Source organism: Gardnerella vaginalis ATCC 14018 = JCM 11026 (assembly GCF_001042655.1).
GTDB lineage: Bacteria > Actinomycetota > Actinomycetes > Actinomycetales > Bifidobacteriaceae > Bifidobacterium > Bifidobacterium vaginale.
The window spans coordinates 949,467-973,684 of sequence record NZ_AP012332.1; the positions used below are offsets into that span (position 1 = coordinate 949,467).

18 protein-coding genes are annotated in these 24,218 nt (G+C 36.5%); 9 read left to right on the forward strand and 9 right to left on the reverse strand.

The window, feature by feature from the left end; translation table 11 throughout:
- Nucleotides 1-24: 24 nt before the first annotated feature.
- Nucleotides 25-1,344, reverse strand: coding sequence for a radical SAM family heme chaperone HemW (hemW, locus tag GAVG_RS03675; protein ID WP_009994119.1), 1,320 nt, complete (start codon nt 1,342-1,344; stop codon nt 25-27).
- Nucleotides 1,341-3,221: a translation elongation factor 4 gene (gene lepA / locus GAVG_RS03680; RefSeq protein ID WP_009994121.1), complete on the reverse strand. Its 1,881-nt coding sequence runs from the start codon at nt 3,219-3,221 to the stop codon at nt 1,341-1,343. Before lepA ends, hemW begins: the two co-directional genes overlap by 4 nt.
- 255 nt (nt 3,222-3,476) lie before the next feature.
- Between lepA and rpsT the strand changes: the two genes are divergently transcribed.
- Nucleotides 3,477-3,737 (forward strand): 30S ribosomal protein S20, encoded by a 261-nt coding sequence (gene rpsT, locus GAVG_RS03685; RefSeq protein ID WP_004113577.1) that lies wholly within the window; start codon nt 3,477-3,479, stop codon nt 3,735-3,737.
- Between the two features lie 144 nt (nt 3,738-3,881).
- Here the strand turns inward: rpsT and GAVG_RS03690 are convergent, their stop codons facing one another.
- The 3 genes from GAVG_RS03690 to GAVG_RS03700 form a co-directional block, all read right to left on the reverse strand.
- Nucleotides 3,882-4,511, reverse strand: a complete 630-nt coding sequence (locus GAVG_RS03690; protein WP_009994124.1) for a GntR family transcriptional regulator — start codon at nt 4,509-4,511, stop codon at nt 3,882-3,884.
- Nucleotides 4,512-4,910: 399 nt separating this feature from the next.
- On the reverse strand, nt 4,911-6,296 hold the full coding sequence (locus GAVG_RS03695; RefSeq protein ID WP_048653125.1) for a PTS ascorbate transporter subunit IIC: 1,386 nt from the start codon (nt 6,294-6,296) through the stop codon (nt 4,911-4,913).
- Between the two features lie 391 nt (nt 6,297-6,687).
- The gene (locus GAVG_RS03700; protein ID WP_004113569.1) at nt 6,688-7,881 is read right to left on the reverse strand and encodes an SLC13 family permease; all 1,194 of its coding nucleotides are present in this window, start codon (nt 7,879-7,881) and stop codon (nt 6,688-6,690) included.
- A gap of 277 nt (nt 7,882-8,158) precedes the next feature.
- Between GAVG_RS03700 and GAVG_RS03705 the strand changes: the two genes are divergently transcribed.
- The gene (locus GAVG_RS03705) at nt 8,159-9,874 is read left to right on the forward strand and encodes an acetolactate synthase large subunit (protein ID WP_004114980.1); all 1,716 of its coding nucleotides are present in this window, start codon (nt 8,159-8,161) and stop codon (nt 9,872-9,874) included.
- A gap of 161 nt (nt 9,875-10,035) precedes the next feature.
- On the opposite strand, the gene GAVG_RS03710 is transcribed toward GAVG_RS03705, so the two are convergent.
- Complete coding sequence (locus tag GAVG_RS03710) at nt 10,036-10,992, reverse strand: ROK family protein (RefSeq protein WP_004114979.1); 957 nt, start codon at nt 10,990-10,992, stop codon at nt 10,036-10,038.
- 277 nt (nt 10,993-11,269) lie between these two features.
- On the opposite strand from GAVG_RS03710, the gene GAVG_RS03715 reads away from it, so the two are divergent.
- Together GAVG_RS03715 and GAVG_RS03720 are read left to right on the forward strand one after the other, a co-directional pair.
- Nucleotides 11,270-12,409, forward strand: coding sequence for an ROK family protein (locus GAVG_RS03715; RefSeq protein WP_004114978.1), 1,140 nt, complete (start codon nt 11,270-11,272; stop codon nt 12,407-12,409).
- Nucleotides 12,410-12,475: 66 nt separating this feature from the next.
- Complete coding sequence (locus tag GAVG_RS03720; RefSeq protein WP_009994129.1) at nt 12,476-14,419, forward strand: beta-N-acetylhexosaminidase; 1,944 nt, start codon at nt 12,476-12,478, stop codon at nt 14,417-14,419.
- A 136-nt stretch (nt 14,420-14,555) separates the two neighbouring features.
- On the opposite strand, the gene GAVG_RS03725 is transcribed toward GAVG_RS03720, so the two are convergent.
- Both GAVG_RS03725 and GAVG_RS03730 read right to left on the reverse strand, forming a co-directional pair.
- On the reverse strand, nt 14,556-15,521 hold the full coding sequence (locus GAVG_RS03725; protein ID WP_009994130.1) for a nucleoside hydrolase: 966 nt from the start codon (nt 15,519-15,521) through the stop codon (nt 14,556-14,558).
- A 17-nt stretch (nt 15,522-15,538) separates the two neighbouring features.
- The gene (locus tag GAVG_RS03730) at nt 15,539-16,717 is read right to left on the reverse strand and encodes an MFS transporter (protein WP_009994132.1); all 1,179 of its coding nucleotides are present in this window, start codon (nt 16,715-16,717) and stop codon (nt 15,539-15,541) included.
- A gap of 136 nt (nt 16,718-16,853) precedes the next feature.
- On the opposite strand from GAVG_RS03730, the gene GAVG_RS03735 reads away from it, so the two are divergent.
- The 5 genes from GAVG_RS03735 to GAVG_RS03755 all read left to right on the forward strand — a co-directional run bounded on the left by GAVG_RS03735 (nt 16,854) and on the right by GAVG_RS03755 (nt 20,774).
- Nucleotides 16,854-17,555, forward strand: coding sequence for a Crp/Fnr family transcriptional regulator (locus GAVG_RS03735; protein WP_009994133.1), 702 nt, complete (start codon nt 16,854-16,856; stop codon nt 17,553-17,555).
- A gap of 79 nt (nt 17,556-17,634) precedes the next feature.
- Nucleotides 17,635-18,246 (forward strand): ECF transporter S component, encoded by a 612-nt coding sequence (locus tag GAVG_RS03740; RefSeq protein ID WP_013399619.1) that lies wholly within the window; start codon nt 17,635-17,637, stop codon nt 18,244-18,246.
- A 54-nt stretch (nt 18,247-18,300) separates the two neighbouring features.
- Complete coding sequence (locus GAVG_RS03745) at nt 18,301-19,107, forward strand: energy-coupling factor transporter transmembrane component T (protein ID WP_004113546.1); 807 nt, start codon at nt 18,301-18,303, stop codon at nt 19,105-19,107.
- Nucleotides 19,091-19,945 carry an energy-coupling factor ABC transporter ATP-binding protein gene (locus GAVG_RS03750; protein WP_013399621.1) on the forward strand — a complete coding sequence of 285 codons (855 nt, stop codon included), beginning with the start codon at nt 19,091-19,093 and terminating at the stop codon, nt 19,943-19,945. Before GAVG_RS03745 ends, GAVG_RS03750 begins: the two co-directional genes overlap by 17 nt.
- Entirely contained in the window at nt 19,929-20,774 is an 846-nt protein-coding gene (locus tag GAVG_RS03755; protein ID WP_009993757.1) for an energy-coupling factor ABC transporter ATP-binding protein, read from the forward strand. The genes GAVG_RS03750 and GAVG_RS03755 overlap by 17 nt, the downstream gene beginning before the upstream one ends.
- 45 nt (nt 20,775-20,819) lie before the next feature.
- Here the strand turns inward: GAVG_RS03755 and GAVG_RS03760 are convergent, their stop codons facing one another.
- Nucleotides 20,820-23,945 carry an alpha-mannosidase gene (locus tag GAVG_RS03760; RefSeq protein WP_009993756.1) on the reverse strand — a complete coding sequence of 1,042 codons (3,126 nt, stop codon included), beginning with the start codon at nt 23,943-23,945 and terminating at the stop codon, nt 20,820-20,822.
- Between the last annotated feature and the right edge of the window lie 273 nt (nt 23,946-24,218).

Sequence of the window (24,218 nt, forward strand, 5' to 3'; positions counted from 1 at the left end):
AATTTTCACACAATACGAATCATTTTAACGCATAACTAAGCCATTTTGGCACGCGTCAACAATTTTTTCGATTAATAAATCGTTTAATAAACGCCCTTTTCGAGTGGCAGCAATACGATTTTTGTTCAACACTGCCAAATCTTCTTTACACACTTCGATTAGCACTTTTTGCAAATAAGAATCGTCAAATTCGCAATTTGCTTTACGCATCTTTGTACACAATTCATCAATACTAAGACCTTCCCTAATGCGCAACCCAAGCATTACCTCTTCTATCAACGCATCCTCGCTATTTATACACTCGTAGTTTTGCCAAGGCACGTTTCCTGCATTAATCGCATGCGCCCAACGTTTTGGATGCAAAATATCCCAAGATCTAAGATTGTAAAACTTGCTTGAATCCGCCAAAAGAGCACAATCATCCATGCTTTGCTTGCTAATGCCGCTAACAGAATTGTAGTGAGAATGAGCCCCTGGGCCAATTCCTGCCCAATCAATGTTCTTCCAATATCCAAGATTATGTTGAGACTCAAAACCAGTGCGCGCCCAATTAGAAATCTCATACCACTCTAGGCCCGCAGAATTAAAAAGCTCGTCTGCAACTTCGTATTTCGCGGCTTCATCATCGTCATCTGGCGCGTGAATTGTGCCAGCAGCAATTTGGCGACCCATTTTTGTGCGCGGCTCTACTGTTAGCGCATACGCGGAAACGTGGTTAACGCCCAGGCTCAAAGCCATTTCTACCGACTTTCGCCAATCGTCTAGACTCTCCCCTGGAGCTCCATAAATCAAATCAACACTCGAACGCAAACCACAAGCATCCGCTGTTTTAACTCCGCGCTCTACGTTTTCTGGAGTATGCGTGCGGTCAAGCGTTTTTAACACATGTGGCACAGCCGATTGCATTCCGAAAGATATTCGCGTAAATCCACCTTCTGCAAGCGTCTCAATATAAGACTCGTCTGCAGTGTCTGGATTTGCTTCCGTAGTTATTTCCGCGCCAGGCATAATGCCCCACAAGTTACGTATTTCTTGCAAAATTCGCACTAAATCTTGCGCTTTAAGAACGGTCGGAGTGCCGCCGCCAAAGAAAACAGATTGCGCTTTAGGCTCGAAAATCCCGTGAAATTCCTGCCACTTTTTTACAAGACGCATCTCTAGAATCGCAACATCCGCGTACCCTTCACGACTCGCACCTTCGCCCAAATCACGAGCAGTATACGTATTAAAATCGCAATAACCGCAGCGACGCAAGCAAAACGGCACGTGCACGTAAACTTCAAAAGGCATGCTTTTAGTTTGCATAGCTGATTTATTTAATTCAGCATCCAACTCTAAACTCATCCTTCAGACTTTTGCGCTGCACGAATCTTATCTTTAGTGTCTCTATCGTTTGCGCCATCATCCGTAGCCAAAGCCGCAACAAACGCTTCTTGAGGAACTTCAACGTGTCCAAGCATCTTCATGCGCTTCTTACCAGCCTTTTGCTTTTCAAGAAGCTTGCGCTTACGAGTAATATCGCCGCCGTAGCATTTAGCGAGCACGTCTTTTCTAAGCGCACTAATCGTTTCGCGCGCAATAATACGCGAGCCAATTGCAGCCTGAATTGGAATCTCAAACTGTTGGCGAGGAATAAGTCCGCGAAGTTTCTTCGTCATCATAACGCCGTAAGAATAAGCCTTATCGCGATGCACGATGGCGCTAAAAGCGTCAACCTTATCTCCCTGAATAAGAATATCTACCTTAACAAGATCTGCAGCTTGCTCGCCATCTTCGTGGTAGTCAAGAGAAGCGTAGCCCTTTGTGCGGCTTTTAAGCTGATCGAAGAAGTCAAAAACGATTTCTGCAAGAGGAATCCTGTAGTGCATTTCCACGCGATCGGCACTAATGTATTCCATTGTGCCCATTTCCCCACGATGATCTTGGCACAAGTCCATAATAGCGCCAATAAAATCTTTTGGAGCAATAATGTCGGCAGCAACCATTGGCTCAATAATGCGCTTGATTTTGCCTTCTGGGAACTCGCTAGGATTAGTCACATGATGCTCGGTACCGTCTTCGCTAGTAACGTCGTAAGTTACGTTTGGAGCAGTTGAAATAAGATCTAATCCAAATTCTCGGCTTAAGCGCTCGGAAACAATCTCCATGTGCAAAAGACCTAAGAATCCACAACGGAAACCAAATCCCAACGCAACCGACGTTTCTGGCTCGTAAATAAGAGCAGCATCGTTAAGTTTTAGCTTATCGAGAGCATCTCTTAGCTCTGGGAATTGCGCGTTATCTATTGGGAATAAGCCAGCGTAAACCATAGGCTTAGGGTCTCTGTAGCCTTCCAAAGGCTCAGATGCGGGATTTACAGCGCTAGTAATAGTGTCGCCAACTTTAGATTGACTCACGTCTTTTGCGCCTGTAATTACGTAGCCGACTTCTCCAGCTCCAAGCGCCTTGGTTGGAGCCATATCTGGGCTAATAACGCCGATTTCAATAGGATCATGCGTCATGCCAATGCCCATCATATGCAATTTTTCACGCGATTTAAGCTCGCCATCAACCATACGAATATATGTGACGATTCCGCGATACGAATCGTAGACTGAGTCAAAAATAAGCGCACGAGCAGCGCCATTAGGATTTCCACTAGGAGCTGGCACTTCCAGCACGATTTGGTCGAGAAGATCTTTTACACCTTCGCCAGTTTTCCCAGAAACACGCAAAACTTCATTAGGCTTGCAACCAATTAATCCAGCTATTTCTTCCGCATGCTTGTCTGGCTCCGCACTAGGCAAATCGATTTTGTTTAATACAGGAATAATCGTTAAATCATGTTCGATTGCCATATAAAGGTTAGAAAGCGTCTGCGCTTCAATACCTTGAGTGGCATCCACAAGCAAAACCGCACCCTCGCATGCTGCAAGCGCACGCGAAACTTCGTAAGTAAAATCAACGTGACCAGGAGTATCAATCATGCCAAGCGAGTACTCTTTACCGTCAAAAGTCCACGGCACGCGAACAGCCTGCGATTTAATAGTTATTCCGCGCTCTTGCTCAATATCCATGCGATCCAAGAAACGGTCTCGCATCTCACGTTCTGGCACAATTCCAGAAAGCTGCAAAATGCGATCCGCTACAGTAGACTTGCCGTGATCTATATGCGCAATAATGCAGAAGTTGCGTATCAACGATTGATCCGTAAATCCTGGCTGGTTATGCGGTGTAATCAAAGCAAATATCTCCTTTTAAGACACAATGAATATATAGTATAATGTGCATCAAGCACTGTAACTCATTAATGGTAGCAACTTGACTACCCTAGTCCAAGAAGATAAGAACAGCAAGTTATGCACTTAATTACATTTAATTCATGCAGTAAGCATTATGGTGATTAATATTCGTGAAAATTAGTGGTTTTATCCAAGAATCATGCTATGCTTACCCTTTGTATGTCCTTGATATAGCAAACGTCGTTTGGAGTAATAGTGGCAAACATTAAGTCGCAGAAAAAGCGCGTGCTCACCAATGAGAAGGCACACAAGCGTAACGTGGCAGTGAAGTCTGCTTTGAAGACTGCTATCCGCGCTACTCGTGAAGCCATCGCTGCTGGTGACAAGGCTGCAGCTGAAGCTGCATTCGCAGTGGCTGCTAAGAAGCTTGACAAGGCTGCAGGTCGTGGTGTGATTCATAAGAATCAGGCTGCAAACCGTAAGTCTGGTCTTGCTTTGGCAATCAACGCTCTTTAAAATAGTCGCATTAGATTGCGATCTTAATTAGAGTTTGAAAAATCTCCGTTATCATTTGTTTACATTTGGTAACGGAGATTTTCTGTATACTAGAACATTTTTATATAGTAAAACAAGAATCGTTCAAGAATAAATAAAGTAATATCAAACACTAATATGCATTTTGAATTGAATATCACAATACTTTGGTGTATAAACAGCAGCACCAAAGGCTATTATTGAACCAAAAGAGTCCTTAACAATGGATTCAACTGCAAGAGATGGAGTTTTATCTTCAACCTGTAAAACTTTTGCCATGGTTCCACATAGTTGCTCAACATGAACAGACAAATCATTTTCACAAAGCTTTACAGCGTAATCGCTTTCTAGAAACTCTGCTAAAGATTTTTTCGTAAAATCATGAGTCAAAACTTTTGGAAATCTTGAAGCTTCAAGATAAACTACACTGTAATTAGACAAAACGTCATCAACGTACTTTAATCGTTTAACACAAATCAGATCAATTGACTCATCTAAACCAAGCTTATAAGCAGCAGATTCATCTTTAACTACATCATTTTGAATAACTTTGATTCGTATATGTTCTTTGCTTTCAGAATAATTCTGGTAAAAGCCTTGAACCTGGTCTGATATAACTTCACGGTTAACACTGTGAATAACATCTCTTGCTCTAAAAGTTCCTTTGCCTTGTATTCTTACAAGCAGACCTTCCAATATCAGATTATCAACTGCATGTCTAAGAGTAATTCGGCTAACGTTGTATTGCTTACACAATTCTACTTATGGAGGAAGCTGTTCGTCTGGCTCCATTAAGTCAATGCGTTTCCTAAGATTGTCTCGCACGGCAATATATTTAGGTACACCTTCGGTCACAATCCACTCTCCAAATAGTAATTTTCTTTTAAAAGCTATTAAAAAAAAAATCTTAAAAAATGAAGCTTTTAAGAAAATTTTTACAAATTTGCTTTCAAAACACACAACAGTTACATAGTATCAGTATATTATGCCAATATACGATTAAGGCGTGCCTATACTACAAAAGGCTACAATCTTAAATTATTGATTAAAGTTGCTATTTAATCGCAAATTCAAGATTATAACCTTTTAGACTTATCGTTTCTATTTTTAATTGTGATTTAGGTTTAATTTCTACAATAACTCTTCACAATTGTATTAGTTTTCAATTGCATATTTGACTTTACTATTTTCTCTGCGAGTCAACAATATTGAAGACGCATAGAAAAGAATATAAGATATTACAACTGCAATAATACTTACGATTTTGCCTCCTGCAACATTCGTGTAACCAAGAAAAACTCCAGTTACACCAAAATCAGCGTCTGAATAAGTGGAGTTTGCAGAACCAAGATTACCCAAAACAGGCAAAAGAAGTAACGGCAAGAATGTAATAACAATACCATTAACAAAACCGCCTACAACGCAGCCTCTTCTACCAGCTTGGCCGTTGCTAAATACGCCAGTAACACCACCAGCCATAAAGTGCGCAACAATTCCTGGAATAACAACTGTTGTGCCAGCCAAAGCCATAATAACCATTCCAACAATTCCGCCAGCAAAGCTTGCCAAGAATCCAATAAGAACAGCGTTTGGAGCAAAACCAAAAGTCATAGGAGCATCCAATGCTGGTTTAGCGTTTTTAACGAGTTTTTCGGATATTCCCTTAAATGCTGGAACAATCTCATCTAAAACAACCTGTACGCCTGCAAGAATAATGAAAACGCCTGCAGAGAACATTGCAGCCTTAAGAATAACAAACACAATAAAGTTTTGCCCATTAGATAAATGCGATTCAATATATTGCGGCCCCGCAAAAAGTGCTACAACAGCGTAGATAATTGCCATTGAAAGTGCAATGAGAACAGTTGTATCTTTTAAGAATCCAAGAGCAGCTGGGAACTTAATATCTTCAGTAGACTTAGACGGATGCTTTTTAGAAGCTGTAAGTTTTGCAATCAAAGTTCCAATAAGAACTCCACTACTCGTAGGATGTCCAAGTGCAACATCATCTTTGCCGGAAGCAGTGCGCATAAATGACTGAACCAATGCTGGAGAAATCGTAATAAGTAAACCTTGAGCGAATGATCCGAGAATAATAACGGTTAGAGTATCAAAACCTGCGACATTGAAGATTACTGCGAGCATACTTGCCATATAGAATGCAACGTGACCAGTTAAGTAAATGAACTTAAATCTAGATGTTATTGATAAAACAATGTTAACAATCATTCCAAAGAAGAAGATTAATGCTGCTTCTGATCCATACTTCATAAGAACTGTACCGATTATAGCTTCATTATTTGGTACTACGCCTTGAACATGGAACGCATATTGGAACATGCTCCCAAAAGGATTTAGTGCTTCAGTGACTACTCCAGATCCGGCTGCCAATACTAAGAAACCAATCATTGTACGAATAGAGCCTTGTACTATGTCGGAAATCTTTTTGCCTTGTACTGCAAGACCAATTAGAGAAATCATTGCAACTATTACAGATGGTTGTCTAAAAACATCTAGCAGTATAGACAGAACACCGTTCATAGTTCTCTCCTTATATATTTTTATTAATATGTGAGCTGATTTTGGCATGCATAATTTACAAAATTACAAGAGAGAAAATGTAATTAATGCCAAAAGTCTTTTGCCCAAACTTAACTTAGTGCAAGAAGCCATAATAATGGATAAGCCAAGACATAAATTTGTTATAATGTTATATTCAATTTTTGATGATTTTCGTATATATTTTAAATAAAATGAAAATTATTAAGCATAATTGCGATTTAATAGAAAATAATACAACAAAATCGCAAATAATCTGAAATTTACTAGCATTTCATTGCAGAATAACGTAAAAATATGTGAAAATAATCACAATAATTGCAATAAAAGACACACCCACAATGCAAAAATCACGCAAAAAGCCAGAAAAACACTACTCAATAATCCAAGCTAAACCAATCAAAACAGCCAAGAAAAGAAGATTCACAATTGTGTACATAAGCAAATAGCGACCCTTATTATGAGGATACTTATGCGTAATACTCTTGTATGAAATCAAAGATGCCATAGACGCAATAAGCGTTCCCATACCGCCAAGATTAGTACCAATAATAAGCATCTTCCACTGGTCGCAGAAGCCTGAAAGTAAGATAGTAGTTGGAACATTACTAATCATTTGACTAGAAACAACCGAAACTTCCATAGGATGAGAGCCAACCCACATTTGTGCAATCTCGGTAAATCCTGGGACCCTACGCATGTTTCCAATAAAAATAAAGAACATTATAAATGTAAGAGGCAAAGCCCAGTCTAGAGCGCGGAACACATGCGAATCGCAAATAATAAAGGCAATAACAACTGCCAAAACCATAATCCAGTCTGGAATCCAGCCAGCTACTCCACACAAGCACAAAACAAATAAAAGACTATAAACAATAACTCGCCATTGAGTAAAACCAACACCGTAACCCATAACGCGAATCTCATCTGGCTTAGGTGATTTAGAGTGCGGAGCCAAGACACTTTGTTCAATGTCATCTCCATGCAAGCCCTCAAATTGATCGACTTTTCTAGAGCTAAAGAACACAAACGCAAACGCAATCATAAGAATCGCAGCAGTAAGCGTGTACGGAGCCATAATGGAAAGAAATCCACCAGTAGACATTCTAGTAAGCGCTTTAAGATACAAATTGTGTGCATTGCCAATAGGAGTTAGCATACTTCCAACGTTTGCACCAATCGTCATTAAAGTCACAACAAGAATTGCGTGCTTTTCTGCATTCGCCATCATCAAAACAGAAATCGCAAAAGGAACAAAAGTTACAAGTGCAACATCATTAGTTATAAGCATCGCTGAGAAAAACGTTAGAGACATAAGAACCAGAACTAATCCGCGCTCAGTCCTAACTCTTCTAAGAAGATTCGCGCCAATGCTTCTAAAAACGCCTATTCGTTGGAATCCGCAAACAACCATCATTAAGCAAACAAGTTGAGAAATAGTGTTTACGTGAATGTAGCTAAAATATTGCGCATCTGGTGGAACGAAAAAGCAAGAAATAACAGCTAAAACGGCGGCCACAATAAGGATGGTTTCACACTTGACCAAATTCAGAAGCCAGCGCCTCATCGTTCCTCCGTGACAAAAATACACAACTCGTTCAATTGTATAAGAAACCCAATCCAAAGGGGCAAAAATTCCCGACAAAATCGTTGAAATAACAAGGCATATTGTCTTAAAAGAGCTTTAGTTTTGCCACAAAGCGAATAGGCAAAAATCCGCCCATTTTTATGACACGCGCAAAATGGGCGCATGTCGTAGAAGACTATATTATAAATGGAAAAGAAGTCTTGAAGTTTAAGCTTAAAGGCTGAAACAACTTAAAGCAAAAGCGAGAAGCGCAATTATGGCAAACGAAGAATTGCAGAAAACAAAACAAAACAATCATAAAAGAAACACAGCAGATTTGGTTGTAGAATGCCTTGTAAATGAAGGCGTTGAAGTTGTTTTTGGAATCCCAGGCGAAGAAAATATTCCGCTTTTAGAAGCAATTGAACGAAATGGAAACATACGCTTTGTGCTTACTCGCCACGAGCAAGGCGCAGGTTTTATGGCCGCAACTTATGCTCATATTACTGGAAAGCCAGGCGTGTGCTTAGCAACGCTTGGACCTGGAGCATTAAATCTTACTCTTCCAGTGGCTCAGGCAAACGCAAGCACGACCCCGCTTGTTGCAATATGCGCTCAAGGAAACGTATCTCGTCTTTATAAAGAATCTCACCAAATCATTGATTTGGTGTCATTGTTCCAACCGATCACTCAGTGGTCTTCGATGATGTTAGCTCCAAGCACTGCTCCAGAAATGGTTCGTAAAGCTTTCTCAATCGCTCAAAGAAAGCGTCCAGGAGCAACCTGCCTTGTAATCCCAGAAGACATTAGCGAAATGAGCGTTCCAGAAAACGCAAAGCCACTTCCACTTCCAAGACCTCTGCACATCCTTCCCGCTCCAGATACTATTGACGAAGCTGCTAAAATCATTAGCCAAGCAAAAACGCCGATTATTCTTGCAGGAAACGGAGTTGCACGAAGCCACGCTCAAGAACAGCTACGCGCTTTTGCAGAACAGCTTAATGTTCCAGTTGCAACAACATTTGAAGGCAAAGGCGTGTTCCCAGATAATCACCCTAATGCTCTTGGCGTAGTCGGATTCATGCATAGGGATTATGAGAATTTTGCTTTCGATACAGCAGATTTGATTATTGCTGTTGGATTCTCTATACAACAGTTTGACCCTAAGAAGATTAATCCAAATATTGACAAGACTATTATTCACATAAACACATTTGTTGAAGACACAGACGCACACTACCCTACTGCCCTAAACATTATGGCAGATATTGGTCAGACTCTTAAAACTCTTACAAATGTTCTTAAGGATAGAAACATTACTTTTGATGTAACTCACCCAAAGATTCGTCAAATGATTACAGACGAGCTACGTTCGTTTGAAAACGATAACAGTATTCCTATGAAGCCACAGCGTGTTGTATATGACACTAGGCGCGCTGTTCCAGAAGGCACCAAGGTTCTTGTAGACACAGGCGCTTTAAAAATGTGGATGGCAAGGCTTTACCCAACAATGCACCCAAATACTTGCATTATAGACAACAGCCTTTCTACAATGGCTTGGACTTTGCCTGGAGCTGTTGGAGCATCGTTTATTAAAGATAATAGTGGAAAAATCAACACAAAGCCTGTTCTTGCTGTTATGGGCGACGGCAGCTTTATGATGAATGTTCAAGAGATTGAAACCGCTGTTCGCGTGGGTTCTAGAATGGTTGTTCTAGTTTGGGAAGACAACGCTTACGGATTGATTAAGTGGAAGATGGACTTACACGCTGGAGAACACGAATACGTTGATTTTACTAATCCAAATGTTCCAAAATTGGCAGAAAGCTTTGGAGCTAGAGGCCATGTTGTACAAAAGCCAGAAGACTTATACAACATGCTTAAAGAAGCTTTGGAACAAGAAAGCGGCGTTGACGTTATAGCTTGCCCAGTGGATTATAGCGAAAACATGAAGCTTATTGAAAAGCTTGGAGACATTGATTTTGGCAACTAGGTTGATTGTGACAACTAGAGTGCTAATTGCATAAGAAGAATCTCCGCACTTGCATTAATTCAGTTATCATCTGCCAATTTAAAGATAGTTAAAGGTAGTTTTCTGAAGAATAAATGCAATGCGGAGATTTTTATAATACTTTTACAACACGGTTTAAATATTTAATTTTCCTCCTTTGCTTTATCATCGTAGCGTCTGCCAATAAGAGCTGCTCCTAACGCACCAAAGAACACTTCTTGATTTGCAATCACTACACGATCGGGTATTTTTAGTGAGGACAAAAATGACGATTTTTGTTCAAGTCTACAAATGTATTCTTTTACGCCTTTTAATAAAATTGCTCCTGTTTTACTCACTCCTCCACCAATAACAATAATCTCTGGATCAAAAGTAACTGTAATAATCTGTAGTGCACTAACTAAGGTGGAAATGAACTTATTCCATACTTTTTCAGCTTCTTTATTTTTAGCAGAAACATTGCGCAGCAAAGACGCGATAGGATACTCATTCTTTGCTGGCCAAAGTTTAGATAAACCAGTTCCAGAGATTATTGTTTCTACACATCCACGCTGTCCACATGGGCAATCCCTACCCTGCGTATCAGCAACTATATGACCTATTTCTCCAGCCACACCAGTGGAGCCGTGGAAAATAGAACCATTAATGATAATTCCCGCAGAGACTCCAGTACCTAAATTCAAAAACACTAAACTACTAGAATCAGAACCATAATAATTATATGCACCGAATGCTGCAGCATTAACATCATTATCTATTACAGAATTCAATCCAAAACGTTTACGTATTTCAGTCTTAAAATCTATACTATGAGATCCCAAATTTACTGATTCAGATACTTGCCCAGTATGTTGATTAACTAAACCAGGCACACCAATTCCTATAGTGAATTTAGTATCATTGCCATATTTTAGGATAATTTGATTAATCACTTCAGAAATAAGCTTGCACACTTCATCGACAATCTCTACTTCACCTTGCTTGGTAGAAACTTGAGAATGCGCAATCAGTTCATTATTAGTATTGAAAGCTGCACATAATACTTTTGTTCCACCTACATCTACCCCTATGCTTATATGCGACGGTGTGCTGTGCGTCATAATAAACTCCTTAGAAAAATACTTCTGCTTTGAAGTTGAACCCTATTAAACCAATTAAGTACAATTATTGCACTAAAAGATAAAAATGCAAGACTATCTAATATATTTAATAAAAACATTGAAAAATAAAGGAATCTATAGTTCCAATATTTCATATATAAAAAATAAAATTAGAAAATATTTTACAAAAACATGTTTTAGTATATATTCCAAACTATATATTTATCTGATAGAATATCATGTATAAAACAATGGGCATTAAAAGTGGAACGACGACATGAGCATAAAAACAATAGCGAAGCCAATGATTAATCAATTAATGACAGTGTCTCAAAAAACCATACCTGCCGACGCAAGAATAAATAACAGAATGCTAATATTCAACTATTTATTCCCAAAACAAATACTTTCTAGAGCTATGCTCGTAAGAAAAACAAAATTATCAAAAGCATCTATTTCAACCGTCGTGTACGAAATGCTTGAAGACCACATATTAGTAGAAAGTGGTCAAGAGTCAAAAATAGAAAGAGGTAAAAAAGGTACACTACTCGAAGTAGACGCAAACTATTGGAACATTATAACTATAGATCTTTCACAACCTTGTCTCATACAAGGCGCTGTTGTTAATCTGTGCGGAGATATATTAAAAAGATCGGAAATATCGTTATATAAAAGCACAGATGCGAACTGTGAAAAAATCATAGAAGTTTGCAAAACTCTAATAAATAATTCAAATAATCACATACTAGGAATAGGAATTGCTGTACCTGGGATCGTAGACGATGAAGGAAGAGTAGTTCGCTCATCGAATCTTCAGTGGGAAAATATAAACATTAAAGAAGAGTTGATTAAGCATTTTAATTGTCCAATTATCGTTGATCATGACACGAATAGCGCATTACTAGCCGAAAGATTCTTCGGCAACGGCGTACCAAATACAATTTTTATACAGTTATCGTTAGGTGTTGGCGCATCAATATTAATAAATGATGCTATTATCACTGGAATAAATAATTCTGCAGGAGAAATTGGTCATATTACAGTAGATCCGCAAGGACCAGATTGTTCATGCGGCAAAAAAGGATGTTTAGAAACATATATTTCCGCGGAAACACTGCATAGAAAAATGTTTACATCAAATAGAAAACCAGAAGATATATTAGCAGAGGCAGGTAATTATTTAGGAAAAGCTCTCACAACAACAATTAATCTTTTAGACCTAACAGACGTGGTAATTTATGGACCATCCGACATTGTAAATAAGGTATTTATAAGCTCTACAGAAAAAGCAATACAAGAATATGGTCCATACAGTCCAAAACATCCTTGTACAGTAAGAAGATGCACTTGCAACAATGACATAACTCTTATAGGAGAATGTATATCAGTAATTCAAAATAGAATCATGAATCTCTAAGATATAAAAAGCAAAGAAGCAATCAACAAAAAATTAATGTAAAAACTAGTAGCAAAGAAGCACAAAATGAAAATCGACAATTCAAATATCGAAATAATACCTTCACCACAAAACATATCAATATACGCAAAAGATACTATTACGCTTCCACAATCAAGTCATATTAGTTTCATAAATATTAAACCAGACTTAAGAATAACTACAGCAGCAAAACAGCTATGTGAAGATTTGAAAAACAATCACAATTGCAACTGGAGCATTAGCTACTCAGAAGGATATAAAAGCGCTATATCGGCAGCTATTAACAAACATCTACGTATTCAAGAATATAAAATTTCATCTAAAATCTCAACCAATCAAACACTTGTAAATATAGAAGCTGGGAGCATAGCGAGTATCTGCTTTGCAATACAAACTATAAGACAACTAATTATGCAATATGGTCTAATACTGCCATCATTACAAATTCAAGACTTTCCAGAAATACCTGTAAGAGCATATTCTTATGATGTTTCAAGAGGAAGAGTGCCAAAACTTTCATGGTTAAAAACTTTAGTAGACCAGTTAAGTCTATACAAATATAATCAACTTCAACTATACGTAGAACATGTTATCGATTTAGATGACACAATTGAATCCTGGATTGGACATTCACCATTAACTTGTAGTGAGATTATCGATCTAGATGAATACTGCTATGCAAGAGGAATAGAACTCGTTCCAACACTTGCAACTTTTGGACACATGTATGAAATACTAAGAAGTAACTCATATAAACAGCTTGGCGAATTCCCAGAACAATCAGAAAGACCCTTCAGTTTTGTTGAAAGAATGATGCATCATACTCTAAATCCTACTAATCCTAACACTATACCGTTTATATCTAAAAGGATTAAAGATTATGCATCACTATTTAAATCTAATAAGTTTAATATTGGCGCCGATGAGACCTTTGACCTTGGATGCGGTGAAAGTAAAAATGTTGCTGAAAAAATAGGAGTGGCAAATCTTTATTTGTCCTATATTAAAAAGCTATGTGAAAAATTACACGAATTAGGTTTGCAGCCAATAATGTATGCTGATATTGCAATAAAACACCCAGAGTTATTAGCTGATATTCCAAAAAATGTTATTTTTGCAAATTGGGATTACTCGGCAAACATGAATGAAAACAATATAAAACTAATAAAAAGTCAGAATCGCGATCAATACGTATGCCCTGGCACACAATCTTGGAATAGGCTTATACCAGATTTTGACTCTGCTATAAATAACATATCCAAAACATGTGAATATGGGCACAAAAATCATGTATTAGGATTTTTGTTAACTGATTGGGGAGATTATGGACATATAAACGATCCCATACTCTCACTTCCGTATGTAATAATATCATCGGAATATGCTTGGAAATCTAATAATATTGCAAAAAAAGATTTAATAAACAAGGTAAGTAATGTATTTGCTAACAGAACAAACTCAAACTTACTTAACATTATTAAACAAGCGTCTCATGCACAAGCATTCAGCTGGTCTGACGCTGTGCAATTCAAAGAACTTGAATACAATAACGAAAATATAGCAAACGAAGATGTACTATTTTCATTAGGATATCCAAAGAACACTTCCCTAGAACAAGCAAGAAGACGATTCTTAAATGAAAGAGAATCACAAATATTAAATGCTAAAGAATATAATCGCACTCTATCAGAATGCTCAAAGAGCATCTACGATATAAATGCTTGCAGCGAAAATATAAACTGTGAAAATATAAACAAAGATTTTATAAGCACTAGCATTTTAAACATTCAAGGTCAACAACTGCTCAACCAATTAGGGTTGTACATACTAAACCAGAGATTTACTCTAGCTGAAGCAAAATCTTTTAAAACAAATTTGAACGAATGGTTCACACAATATCAAAATCGTTGGGAATCAATAGGTAAAACGGCAGACCTGTACAGGATACGAGAAGTATTGGATTGGTATATAAAAATACTAGGGATGTGAGAAAAGTATATTTACTGGACATATACGCATTAAATATAAATACGACCGAGAAAGTTTATGAATAACAATAAACAAACCCGGTCGTATTTAAATGTTATTGCAAGATAGAAAAGCATGTCGGTAAAGACAAATTTTGCTAATCTACAACATGTAAAGTACGATAAATGTAATTTTTATATTTTTCTGGATTAAGCTTACTACATATTTCAACATTCGGAGTCTTCCCAGAGAAGAAATTAGCGTCAACAAGAACTGAACCATAACTTGGTCCAGGAGTTGCATCAACTTGGCAATAATATTTTGTGCATTCGCTTACACATTCAGGATATAGCGCAGCGGCAACAGCAGATGGATCAGCCATATCGAGATAAGCATCCCCAAAACGGCTAATATTCATTTCCATTAATTCCCTATTGCAATCAATGGCAAACTTACCAAGTTTTCCACTTTCGCGAATATTAGCAATTTCTTGTGGATTCAGCATACATTCTCCCAAGCATGCATCCCATCCAACAAACATAATATTTTTAAGACCAGAATCAACTAATATCTTTGCAGCTTCTGCATCTTGCCAAATATTGAATTCTGCTACAGGAGAAACATTTCCACGACCTAGACCAGCAGATCCCATAACTACTATGCGACCAACTTTTTTCATCGCTTCATAATCAACCTTAATAGCTAGAGCAATGTTAGTTAATGGCCCTAATGCAATAATGTCTATTTCACCATCCTCACTGTTTCTCAAAGTTTCAATCATTTTCAAAACAGCATTACCATTACTTTCTTTTAAGCGATGAGGCACTAGACCAATATCACCCATTCCATCTCTGCCATGGGTTTCATGAGCATAAACCAAATCGCGCAACAGCATGCTGCTACTTCCTTTATATACAGGTGGTTCATATGAACCAGCATGCTCGATAGTAGTAAGCGTATTAATAGTCGCTTGTTCCATGCATACGTTTCCTGATACAGTGGAAAACATTAATATCTTATATCTAGGATCATTTAAAGCCATGGCAATTGCCATAGCATCATCCGAACCACAATCTGTATCTATTATTATTTTCTTTTTAGAATAAATTTCTTTATTTTCCATAAACTCTCAACACCCTATCAATTAATAGAAACTGTATTTTCAAATGTAACTATCTTTAGCAGTGCAGCCGAAGCAATACATATTGCCAGCATTATAAGCCCGAATGTATATGAGAACCCTACTCCAAATTGCGAAATAACAGCACCAACAACGATAGGAGTTAGCATATCAGCTACGCCACTTGCTGTAGCAACGATAGAGCATGCTATACTCACGCGCTTATACATAATTCTAGAGGCAATTGCAACAATAACACTAAATAAAACGCCTAAGAAAAGACCAGCAACGAAAAGCCCAATATAGTAACTCAAGGCAGTGTTAACAAGCATTGCGGCAAGAATAGCAATAAATGAACCGATACAATTCATGAGTAGCACTAAGGTACCTTTTACATATCTCAGAATCCAAGTGAAAAGGAAACCTCCAAGGACACAACCTAAGTTAAATAGTGTAAACATAAATGCAGCATTTGATTCGCTTATTCCTTTTGTTATTGCAAAACTTGTTGTATACATACCTATAGCAGTCGATACTCCGCTGAATGCGGCAACTGAAATAACAATTCCAGCATAGGCAAGAATCTTACTCTTAGCATATAGTGGCCTGATATGTTCTTCCTCTTTCTCTGTATCTTTAATCTCAGACGTATCTTTGACTATAAAAGACACCGCACAGATAATAAATGAAAGAATACCTAACACATAATATGACCATGCATAAGATAATTTACCACTCAAGAACAGACCTAATACAAATGGTGAAACTGTAGTTCCTACACCAAATAGTCCTTGTCCAAAAGTCAATGAACTTTCATAATTCTTTTTGAATATGCTACTTAACAATGTTGGGCATGCAGCATCCTGCGTGCCAAATGCAATGCCTCCCGCAAACGCAAGTATTAAACCAGAAACAAAACTAGGAATTGTAGGAATACCAAACATAAATATGCCAGTAATAAAAGTACCAATTCCTAAAACTTTTACTGATCCAATTTTCTCTACAAGAACACCTGTTATGTTAACGGTGAGAATTCTACCAAGAGCATATGCTGATCCAAGTAAACCGACAAGTTCAATCTTCTGTCCATAGGTTTGTACTAACTGTGGCAACGTACTGCCAATCATTACACATGTCGAACCTGCCAAGAAATACATAGCAAATGAAAGAAAAGCTTTTAGCGCATCATTACGCTTCATGATTTCACACTTTCCTAGTTCTTTTAATTAACATTTATAAACCATTAGAGGCTTGCCTAAAAAATATCATGATTTTATAATGCTTAAAATGACACTTGTCATGACTAATTTTGTTCTTAAGGAGTAAAAGTAAATCATGAACAACAAATGTATAGCAACGGCGCTTGCATTTATACTAGATGCAACGGATAGCATGAGTACGATTGTAAAAATAGAGAAAGCAAAACAACTCATTCCTCACCAATTCATACGAACATATCACACTAATGATGTTCTCATAAATATGAATAGTGCAGCAAAATATGTATATATCTTTTTAGATGGTAAAGCTACAGTTCGAGGAAGTTTAAATCGTAACGATGGAGTTATTTCAAATATTGAACCAATAGAAATACTGGGACTTTTTGAACTCGTTACCAATGAACCGCATTATACTGCTTTCGTTATGGCAGAAGAAAAAAGTTTGGTATTTAGAATTCCATCTTCGCTATTTCGCGAAATTGTTCAAGAAAATGGCAAAATTTGCTATTTCGTATTATCAATATTCGCAAAAACAGCGGGAAGAACAATGCAAGAAGCAGCAACGAAAAGACTACTTGAATCAATTGACATTATTGGATATTATTTATATACTCAAGCAAACAAAGATAGACCGTATATATGCCCATATACTCGCGAAGATTTAGCAAAAATACTAAATATTAATTTACGAACTTTATACAGGTATCTAGAATCCATGAAAAAAGAGAATCTTATAACAAGCATAAGAGGAAAATTGGTTATAACGGACCAACATTTTGCTTTGCTACATAAAAGATACTCTTCTATGACTATTTAATTATCAAATGACAAATGTCATTTGATAATTAAATAGTCAAAAAGATAATATTTGTAGTAATCAAATAGGAAGTGATTGCATGAAACAGATAATTAAATCATTCAAGGAAGAATTTACTACTGTTGCAGTTGTCACAATACCATTATGTGTTGCTGTTAATTATATTTCTGGAACTATAGCAGGTATGCTAAAACTACCTATTTTCCTTGATACTATAGGTACTTTATTTGCATGCATGATTTTTGGGCCACTTGTAGGAATAACAACTGGAATGCTATCTTCAATAATTTCATCAATCACTATGCCAACCATGCTTCCATTCATAGTGGTCAATATTGCTCTAGCCTTATGCGCTGGTATTCTAGCAAAACATAAAATGTTTTCAAATTATATGAAAATTTTTATTTCTTCAATAATCATGGCAACAATATCCATTATTATTTCAGCACCGATTGTAGTCCTAGTATTTAGCGGGTTCACTGGCGGAGGATCATCTATTATAGCGGCTTTAATAACTGCATCTGGAATGAATATCTGGATTTCTGTATTCTCTACTGAAGGATTCTTTACATGGGTTGATAGAGTATTAACAATCATTATATGCTTAAGCGTTATAAAATGCTTGCCCAATAAATTACTGCTTCTTTTCCCATTAGGTTTACTTTATTTAAAAAATTCAGATTCTGAATAGTAAAAATTAAATCGAGTTTACTATATAAATACAGAGATAAAAGTAATTATGTACATGCATTATATCGATACTATTAATCAAGTAAAAAATACCAAGATACTTGCGACGCTATACCCGACAACAAAATTTATATTGACCATATATTTAATATTAGTAGATATTATATTAAATACTTTTTCATTCACATTATACAATTTGCGACTTTTATTGTTCCCCTATTTTGTTGCTCTACTTGTTCTGATGATTCTATGTGGAATAAAAAAGAATGGATATAAGCTCGTATCAAGTATAGCCATGTTCTCATTATTTGTTGCGATATTTCAAGTCGCTTTCTGTAGACAAGGAAATACAATATTAAGTCTTAATTTTTTGCAGATTACAGATACAGCATTGTCTAATTCTATAACGCTCGGAATGAATACCTTAAATATATCAACTATAGTCATATGTTTTTTCCAAATAACTGATATAGAAGATATTACAATATCTTTAAACAAACTTGGGATGAGCAATAAAACATGTTTCATAATACTTTCTACTTTCCAAACGATTGATTATTTACAAATGCAAATTAAAGCAATAATAACCTCGCAAAAAAGTCGTGGAATAAACTTTAATGGAAATTTAATACGTAGAATTGGCACATTTACTTCGATTTTGCTTCCAGCATTTATTACTTCACTAATAAACATCGAGCAACGCATAATGATGCTTGATTCGCGAAATTTTTTTAGTTCAGAAAAAAAGACATATATTAAACAGGTTAATCATAATGGTCACGAAAAATTAGTACTAACAATAGGAACAATTACACTAGTTTTTCTTATTCTAGGAAGAGTAATTTATGGTTATATCATATAATATTTGCAATTTTTCATACACTTATCCACTTACTTCAAAACCAGCTTTAAGCAAGATAACAATACAGCTAGAATTAGGGAAAATATATGGAGTAATTGGAGCTAACGCTTCAGGTAAATCAAGTCTATGCTTATCTCTTAAGGGATATATTCCTCATTTCTATAAGGGAAAATATTCTGGAAAAATACTATTAAACAACACGATTGATTTATTAAAATCTAATGAATGTGACAGTGTAGGCTTTGTATTTAGCGCTCCTTTTTCACAGTTAAGTCATATCAAAAAAACTGTATTTGAAGAAATTGCATTCAGCTTAGAAAATCGCAGTATCCCTATTCAACAAATAGAGAGTCTGGTTACACAAGTTATGCAATTACTTAACATAGAACAACTTGCGCTTCAAAACCCACTAACCCTATCCGGAGGGCAGGTTCAACGCGTTGCAATCGCGTGCGTTATAGTTAATAATCCAGAAATACTAATTCTTGACGAACCTACTTCACAACTTGATCCAGAAGAAACTAAAAATATTTATAATTTTCTACAAAAATACAAAGACGAGGGACATACCGTAATAATTAGTGAACAAGATACAAATTTGTTAGCGGAATATGCAGATAATATCATTGTTCTTCAAAATGGTTTTATCACTCATTATGGAAATAAATATGATGTTTTTTATGATGAAACTTTCCCTTCTGACTGTATTGATATTCCAGAAGTTGTCAAAATTGTGAAAAAGTTACGTAAGTTTGATATCCAAATAACCCCTGACATAACAGATATAGGCGAATTAATAGTTTTATTAAAGGAGAAATGCGATGAGCATCGCAATTAAATTGAACGATGTAAGTTTTCAATATCCTTCAAATGAAAAAATAAAAAATAAAAATAATGATAAACAAGAAAAATCCTGCAGAATACTAAACCACGTAAACATAGAATTCGAAAGTGGTGAATTATGCGCAATAATAGGTAGCAATGGAGCAGGTAAAAGCACTCTCGCCAAAATAATAGACAATTTATTACAGCCAACTTCTGGAGACATAACTATTGAAGGAAAACAATATAAGACATTAAAGCAACACGATATTACATCACTCGTTGGTTATATTTTTCAAAACCCAAATGATCAAATTTTTAACAGCACTGTACATAAAGAAATTACATATGGGATAAAGAATATAAACAATGATCTTTACAGTCGCGTTCTGAATCTTACTGGTTTAAACGATAAAGAAAATACAAACCCATTTAATTTGTCATTCGCTGAAAGAAAATTTATTAACATTGCATCTGCACTACTAAGAGAACCACATATTATTATTATGGATGAAGTGACTGGTGGGTTGGATAAACCACAAAAAATGCGACTTGTAAAAATACTTAATTATTTACATACGATAAATGTAACAGTATTATTTATCACCCATGACATGGAATTCGCATACGAAAATTGTCAAAATGCTCTCATACTTGATAACGGAAATGTGTTATACAAAGGGAGCATCGAATCTGCATTCCAGAATGTAGAAATAATAAAACGCGCGCATATTGACCAACCAATCATAGTACATATAATGAATGCGCTCGGAATTAACTATATGCATAAAGATAATCCTATACGTGCTTTAGCTAAATATATTGCGAATCGCAATAATCATTAAGGTATATGCAATCAAAAGCATCAAAATATAAACAAAATATCAACATTAAGATGCAATGCGAATACGCAATGAACATAGTTGGAAAGGACGTAATTCTACATTTAACGCGTCATTATTATTGTGCAAAGCTATAGGCATACCATGCAGCACTGGCATTTCCATAAGATCTACCTCTTCAATTGAGGAATAACGCAAGATTTTATTGAGTTTTATTTGCCCATTTGCATATCCACCAGACGGCTCGTGAATACGTAAGATTATGTCTCCAGAACAATCGTCAGCTAGCTTAACCCAATCTAATGCAATTAGACCTGAGTTTCTGTGAATCGTAAACAATGGATCGACTTCTGGTAGCATATCAATAATTGGCGAATTCAAAAAATCAGCTGTACTTAGAACTGAATCCATATTTGCATCAGCAATAAATGACCAAGTAAATTCATGCTTACCTTGATCGGTGTTAGGATCGGGGTAAAGAGGCGCAGAAAGCAAAGATAATCTGAGCATAGTTCCATAAGATGAAGAATAATCGCCAATAGGAGCAGTATCAGCGCCATAAGTAGACGAATTTGCAACAGCAACAGCATACGAGGAATCTTCTATGCGAACAAACCTATGTGTGCATGATTCAAACTTTGCATCATCACTACGAGTATTTTTTACTATTGGCCTTTCAACTAAACCATATTGGCACTCATACTGGGCCTTATCTGAACATACAGATGTTGGCATATCTACTTTTAGAAATTGCTCTTTAGCATTCCAATCAACTTGCGCATGGAAATCAAGTCGTTTAACACATGGCTCTAAAATTATACTTGTTTGAATCTTAACATCCTTTTTACATGCCAAGATTTCAACAGATACACCGCCCGATAAAAGCTCTTTAACGTCAACAATTGAAGAATCATCAATCTTACGATTCCTCATAAATGCATCTCGCTCAATATCCCATGCGTCCCACTGATACGGCTCATCTTTTAATATCTCATATTGCGCCATGCGATAACCAGATGGGATTAGCTCACGATTAAATTTAATATCTTCAACAGAAGATACTGTGCCATCGCGTTCAATAGTCACACTTAAAACACCATTATTAAGAATTACTCCACCATCATTTTTGTGTTTTACAGTTGTTGTATTATTTTTACAGCTTTCACTACATTGATATAAATTCCAAGCGACCTCATTTTTACCTGTATAAGTCAACAACTTTACATTTTCACGCGCATTAACCGCGTTAACCGTGCTGTTAGCTTTTACAATCGCATTGGCAATATCTGAAATAATTTTACGTAAACAAGAAATATCTCTAGCATATTCTTCTCTAGCTTGCCTATGAACCCATGCAATAGCAGAACCTGGAAGAATATCGTGGAACTGGTTCAATAATAAAGTCTTCCAAATTCTAGTAAGCTCATCGTTATTGAAACGATATTCTGGCGCATACACTCGAGCTAAAACAACAAGATATTCAGCCACACGCAACAATGATTCCTCCATGCGGCAATAACGCTTCATATCTTGCTGAGAAGTAAGAGTTTTTCTATGCAACTCTAGATAAAGCTCACCCTTGAATACTGGTGTATCACCATTTGAATCGTCAACAATATCTTTTCGTATTTTTTCAAATAACTCATCAGGAGTGCCGAAATCAACTCTAGGAGCACCCTCTAAATTACGATCACGCCTAATACGAGCAGTCATTTCGCGAGTAGGCCCTCCACCGCCATCGCCAAAACCGTATAACAATATTGCGTGATCAGATAAATCTTTATCCAAAAAATTGCGTTGAGAATAAACTAACTCATGCATGCTCACAGATGAAGCATAAGTATTAGATGGAGGAAAATGAGCTAAAATCCTAGAACCGTCTATTCCTTCCCAAAGGAATGAATGATGTGGGAATTTAGTGGTATCATTCCAAGAAATCTTTTGAGTTAAAAACCAATCAAATCCAGCGCGGCGAGCGAGTTGAGGCAATGCGCCAGTATAGCCAAAACTGTCTGGGAGCCAAATGCCATGCGGATCAACACCAAGATGCTCTTTAAAATAGCGCTTACCAAAAGTCATTTGTCGAATTAAAGATTCACCACATGGCATAATTACATCGGACTCAACCCACATACCACCAACAGGTATAAAACGTCCTTCTTTAATCCTATTTTTCATACGCTCAAATAAATCGGGATGCTCGTTTTCTAGCCACTCGTATTGTTGAGCAGAACTCATAGCATAAGTAAAATCAGGATCCTCATCCATAAGAGCTAAAACGTTAGATATTGTGCGTGCGACTTTCCTGTGCGTCTCGCGCACAGGCCATTGCCAAGCAGAGTCAATATGAGCATGCCCAACAGCAATATGCCTTAGAGAACTTGCCGCCGCGGGCTGACTTAATACATTAGTCAACATATTACGAGCATTTTGAACAGTAGAAGAATCATGTTCATCATATGCATTTAAGGAGCGCTGTAAAGCTTTAGCTAGTTTCCAGTATCGCGGATTATCGTCATTCAATTCTCGCATCAAAGAACTTACAGTCTCAAGATCCATATAATAATCAAAAATATTACGATTAAAAACAGTAACGTCAACATACTTCAACATATATTGGCATTCTGTATTTCCAGTCGCACACTCACCTAAATCAGTAGGAGAAAATGGAGTAGGTCCTTCAACAAATGGATTGTCTGCAGCTTCCAAATATAAAGTAAAATTACCATTTTCATCAATACTAATAGAACGATTATTATGTTCATCAATCAATGGAACCCAATGATTACAAGGGTTTACAGCTTTTATAACTCTTCCGTCAACGTTATACACTAATCCTTCAGCTTGAAAACCAGGAAAAAGATTCTCAATCCAACCTAAATCAACATTTAGCTCAACTTTGCACCCCTTTACCTTTGAAAGATCAATCGACCCTGATATCTCAAACCACGTTGTGCCCCAAGTTGTTCCCCAAACGCTTGGAACATTGAATGAATGAAACACAATATCGTTTCTTTTTAACTTAGAAAAGAATTCGTTAGAAGAAATAGGTTCTCCAGCAATCTCATACGCTCGAATTTTACAATGCAATAAAACAGTATTTATATGCGGGTATAAGCGTTGTTGCATAACTCTTGTACAGCGATTTAATTGCTGCTCAGGTAATAAAAACATAGTTTCTACACTTCTTTCTTACACAATTAAACATTTATACGTAAATCACGTACACGCAAATCACATACGCATAAATCGCATATCTAACATATAAAGACAAAACAAGTATACGATATTAAATCAGTAAAAGTTTATGACAAAAGACAGTAATTAATAAAAATTCATAACTGTTATGAATTTTGGGAAATAAACCTGAATTTTGCTAACCAAAGTTATAATATTTAATCAGCAAAGAGTAATTGTCCATATATAGTGATGAGCTGTTAGAAACTT

Coding starts and splice junctions, on each gene's coding strand:
- hemW (WP_009994119.1), bottom strand. CDS start 1,344: ATGAGTTTAGAGTTGGATGCTGAATTAAATAAATCAGCTATGCAAACT.
- GAVG_RS03695 (WP_048653125.1), bottom strand. CDS start 6,296: ATGAACGGTGTTCTGTCTATACTGCTAGATGTTTTTAGACAACCATCT.
- GAVG_RS03700 (WP_004113569.1), bottom strand. CDS start 7,881: ATGAGGCGCTGGCTTCTGAATTTGGTCAAGTGTGAAACCATCCTTATT.
- GAVG_RS03705 (WP_004114980.1), top strand. CDS start 8,159: ATGGCAAACGAAGAATTGCAGAAAACAAAACAAAACAATCATAAAAGA.
- GAVG_RS03710 (WP_004114979.1), bottom strand. CDS start 10,992: ATGACGCACAGCACACCGTCGCATATAAGCATAGGGGTAGATGTAGGT.
- GAVG_RS03715 (WP_004114978.1), top strand. CDS start 11,270: ATGAGCATAAAAACAATAGCGAAGCCAATGATTAATCAATTAATGACA.
- GAVG_RS03720 (WP_009994129.1), top strand. CDS start 12,476: ATGAAAATCGACAATTCAAATATCGAAATAATACCTTCACCACAAAAC.
- GAVG_RS03725 (WP_009994130.1), bottom strand. CDS start 15,521: ATGGAAAATAAAGAAATTTATTCTAAAAAGAAAATAATAATAGATACA.
- GAVG_RS03730 (WP_009994132.1), bottom strand. CDS start 16,717: ATGAAGCGTAATGATGCGCTAAAAGCTTTTCTTTCATTTGCTATGTAT.
- GAVG_RS03735 (WP_009994133.1), top strand. CDS start 16,854: ATGAACAACAAATGTATAGCAACGGCGCTTGCATTTATACTAGATGCA.
- GAVG_RS03740 (WP_013399619.1), top strand. CDS start 17,635: ATGAAACAGATAATTAAATCATTCAAGGAAGAATTTACTACTGTTGCA.
- GAVG_RS03745 (WP_004113546.1), top strand. CDS start 18,301: ATGCATTATATCGATACTATTAATCAAGTAAAAAATACCAAGATACTT.
- GAVG_RS03750 (WP_013399621.1), top strand. CDS start 19,091: ATGGTTATATCATATAATATTTGCAATTTTTCATACACTTATCCACTT.
- GAVG_RS03755 (WP_009993757.1), top strand. CDS start 19,929: ATGAGCATCGCAATTAAATTGAACGATGTAAGTTTTCAATATCCTTCA.
- GAVG_RS03760 (WP_009993756.1), bottom strand. CDS start 23,945: ATGTTTTTATTACCTGAGCAGCAATTAAATCGCTGTACAAGAGTTATG.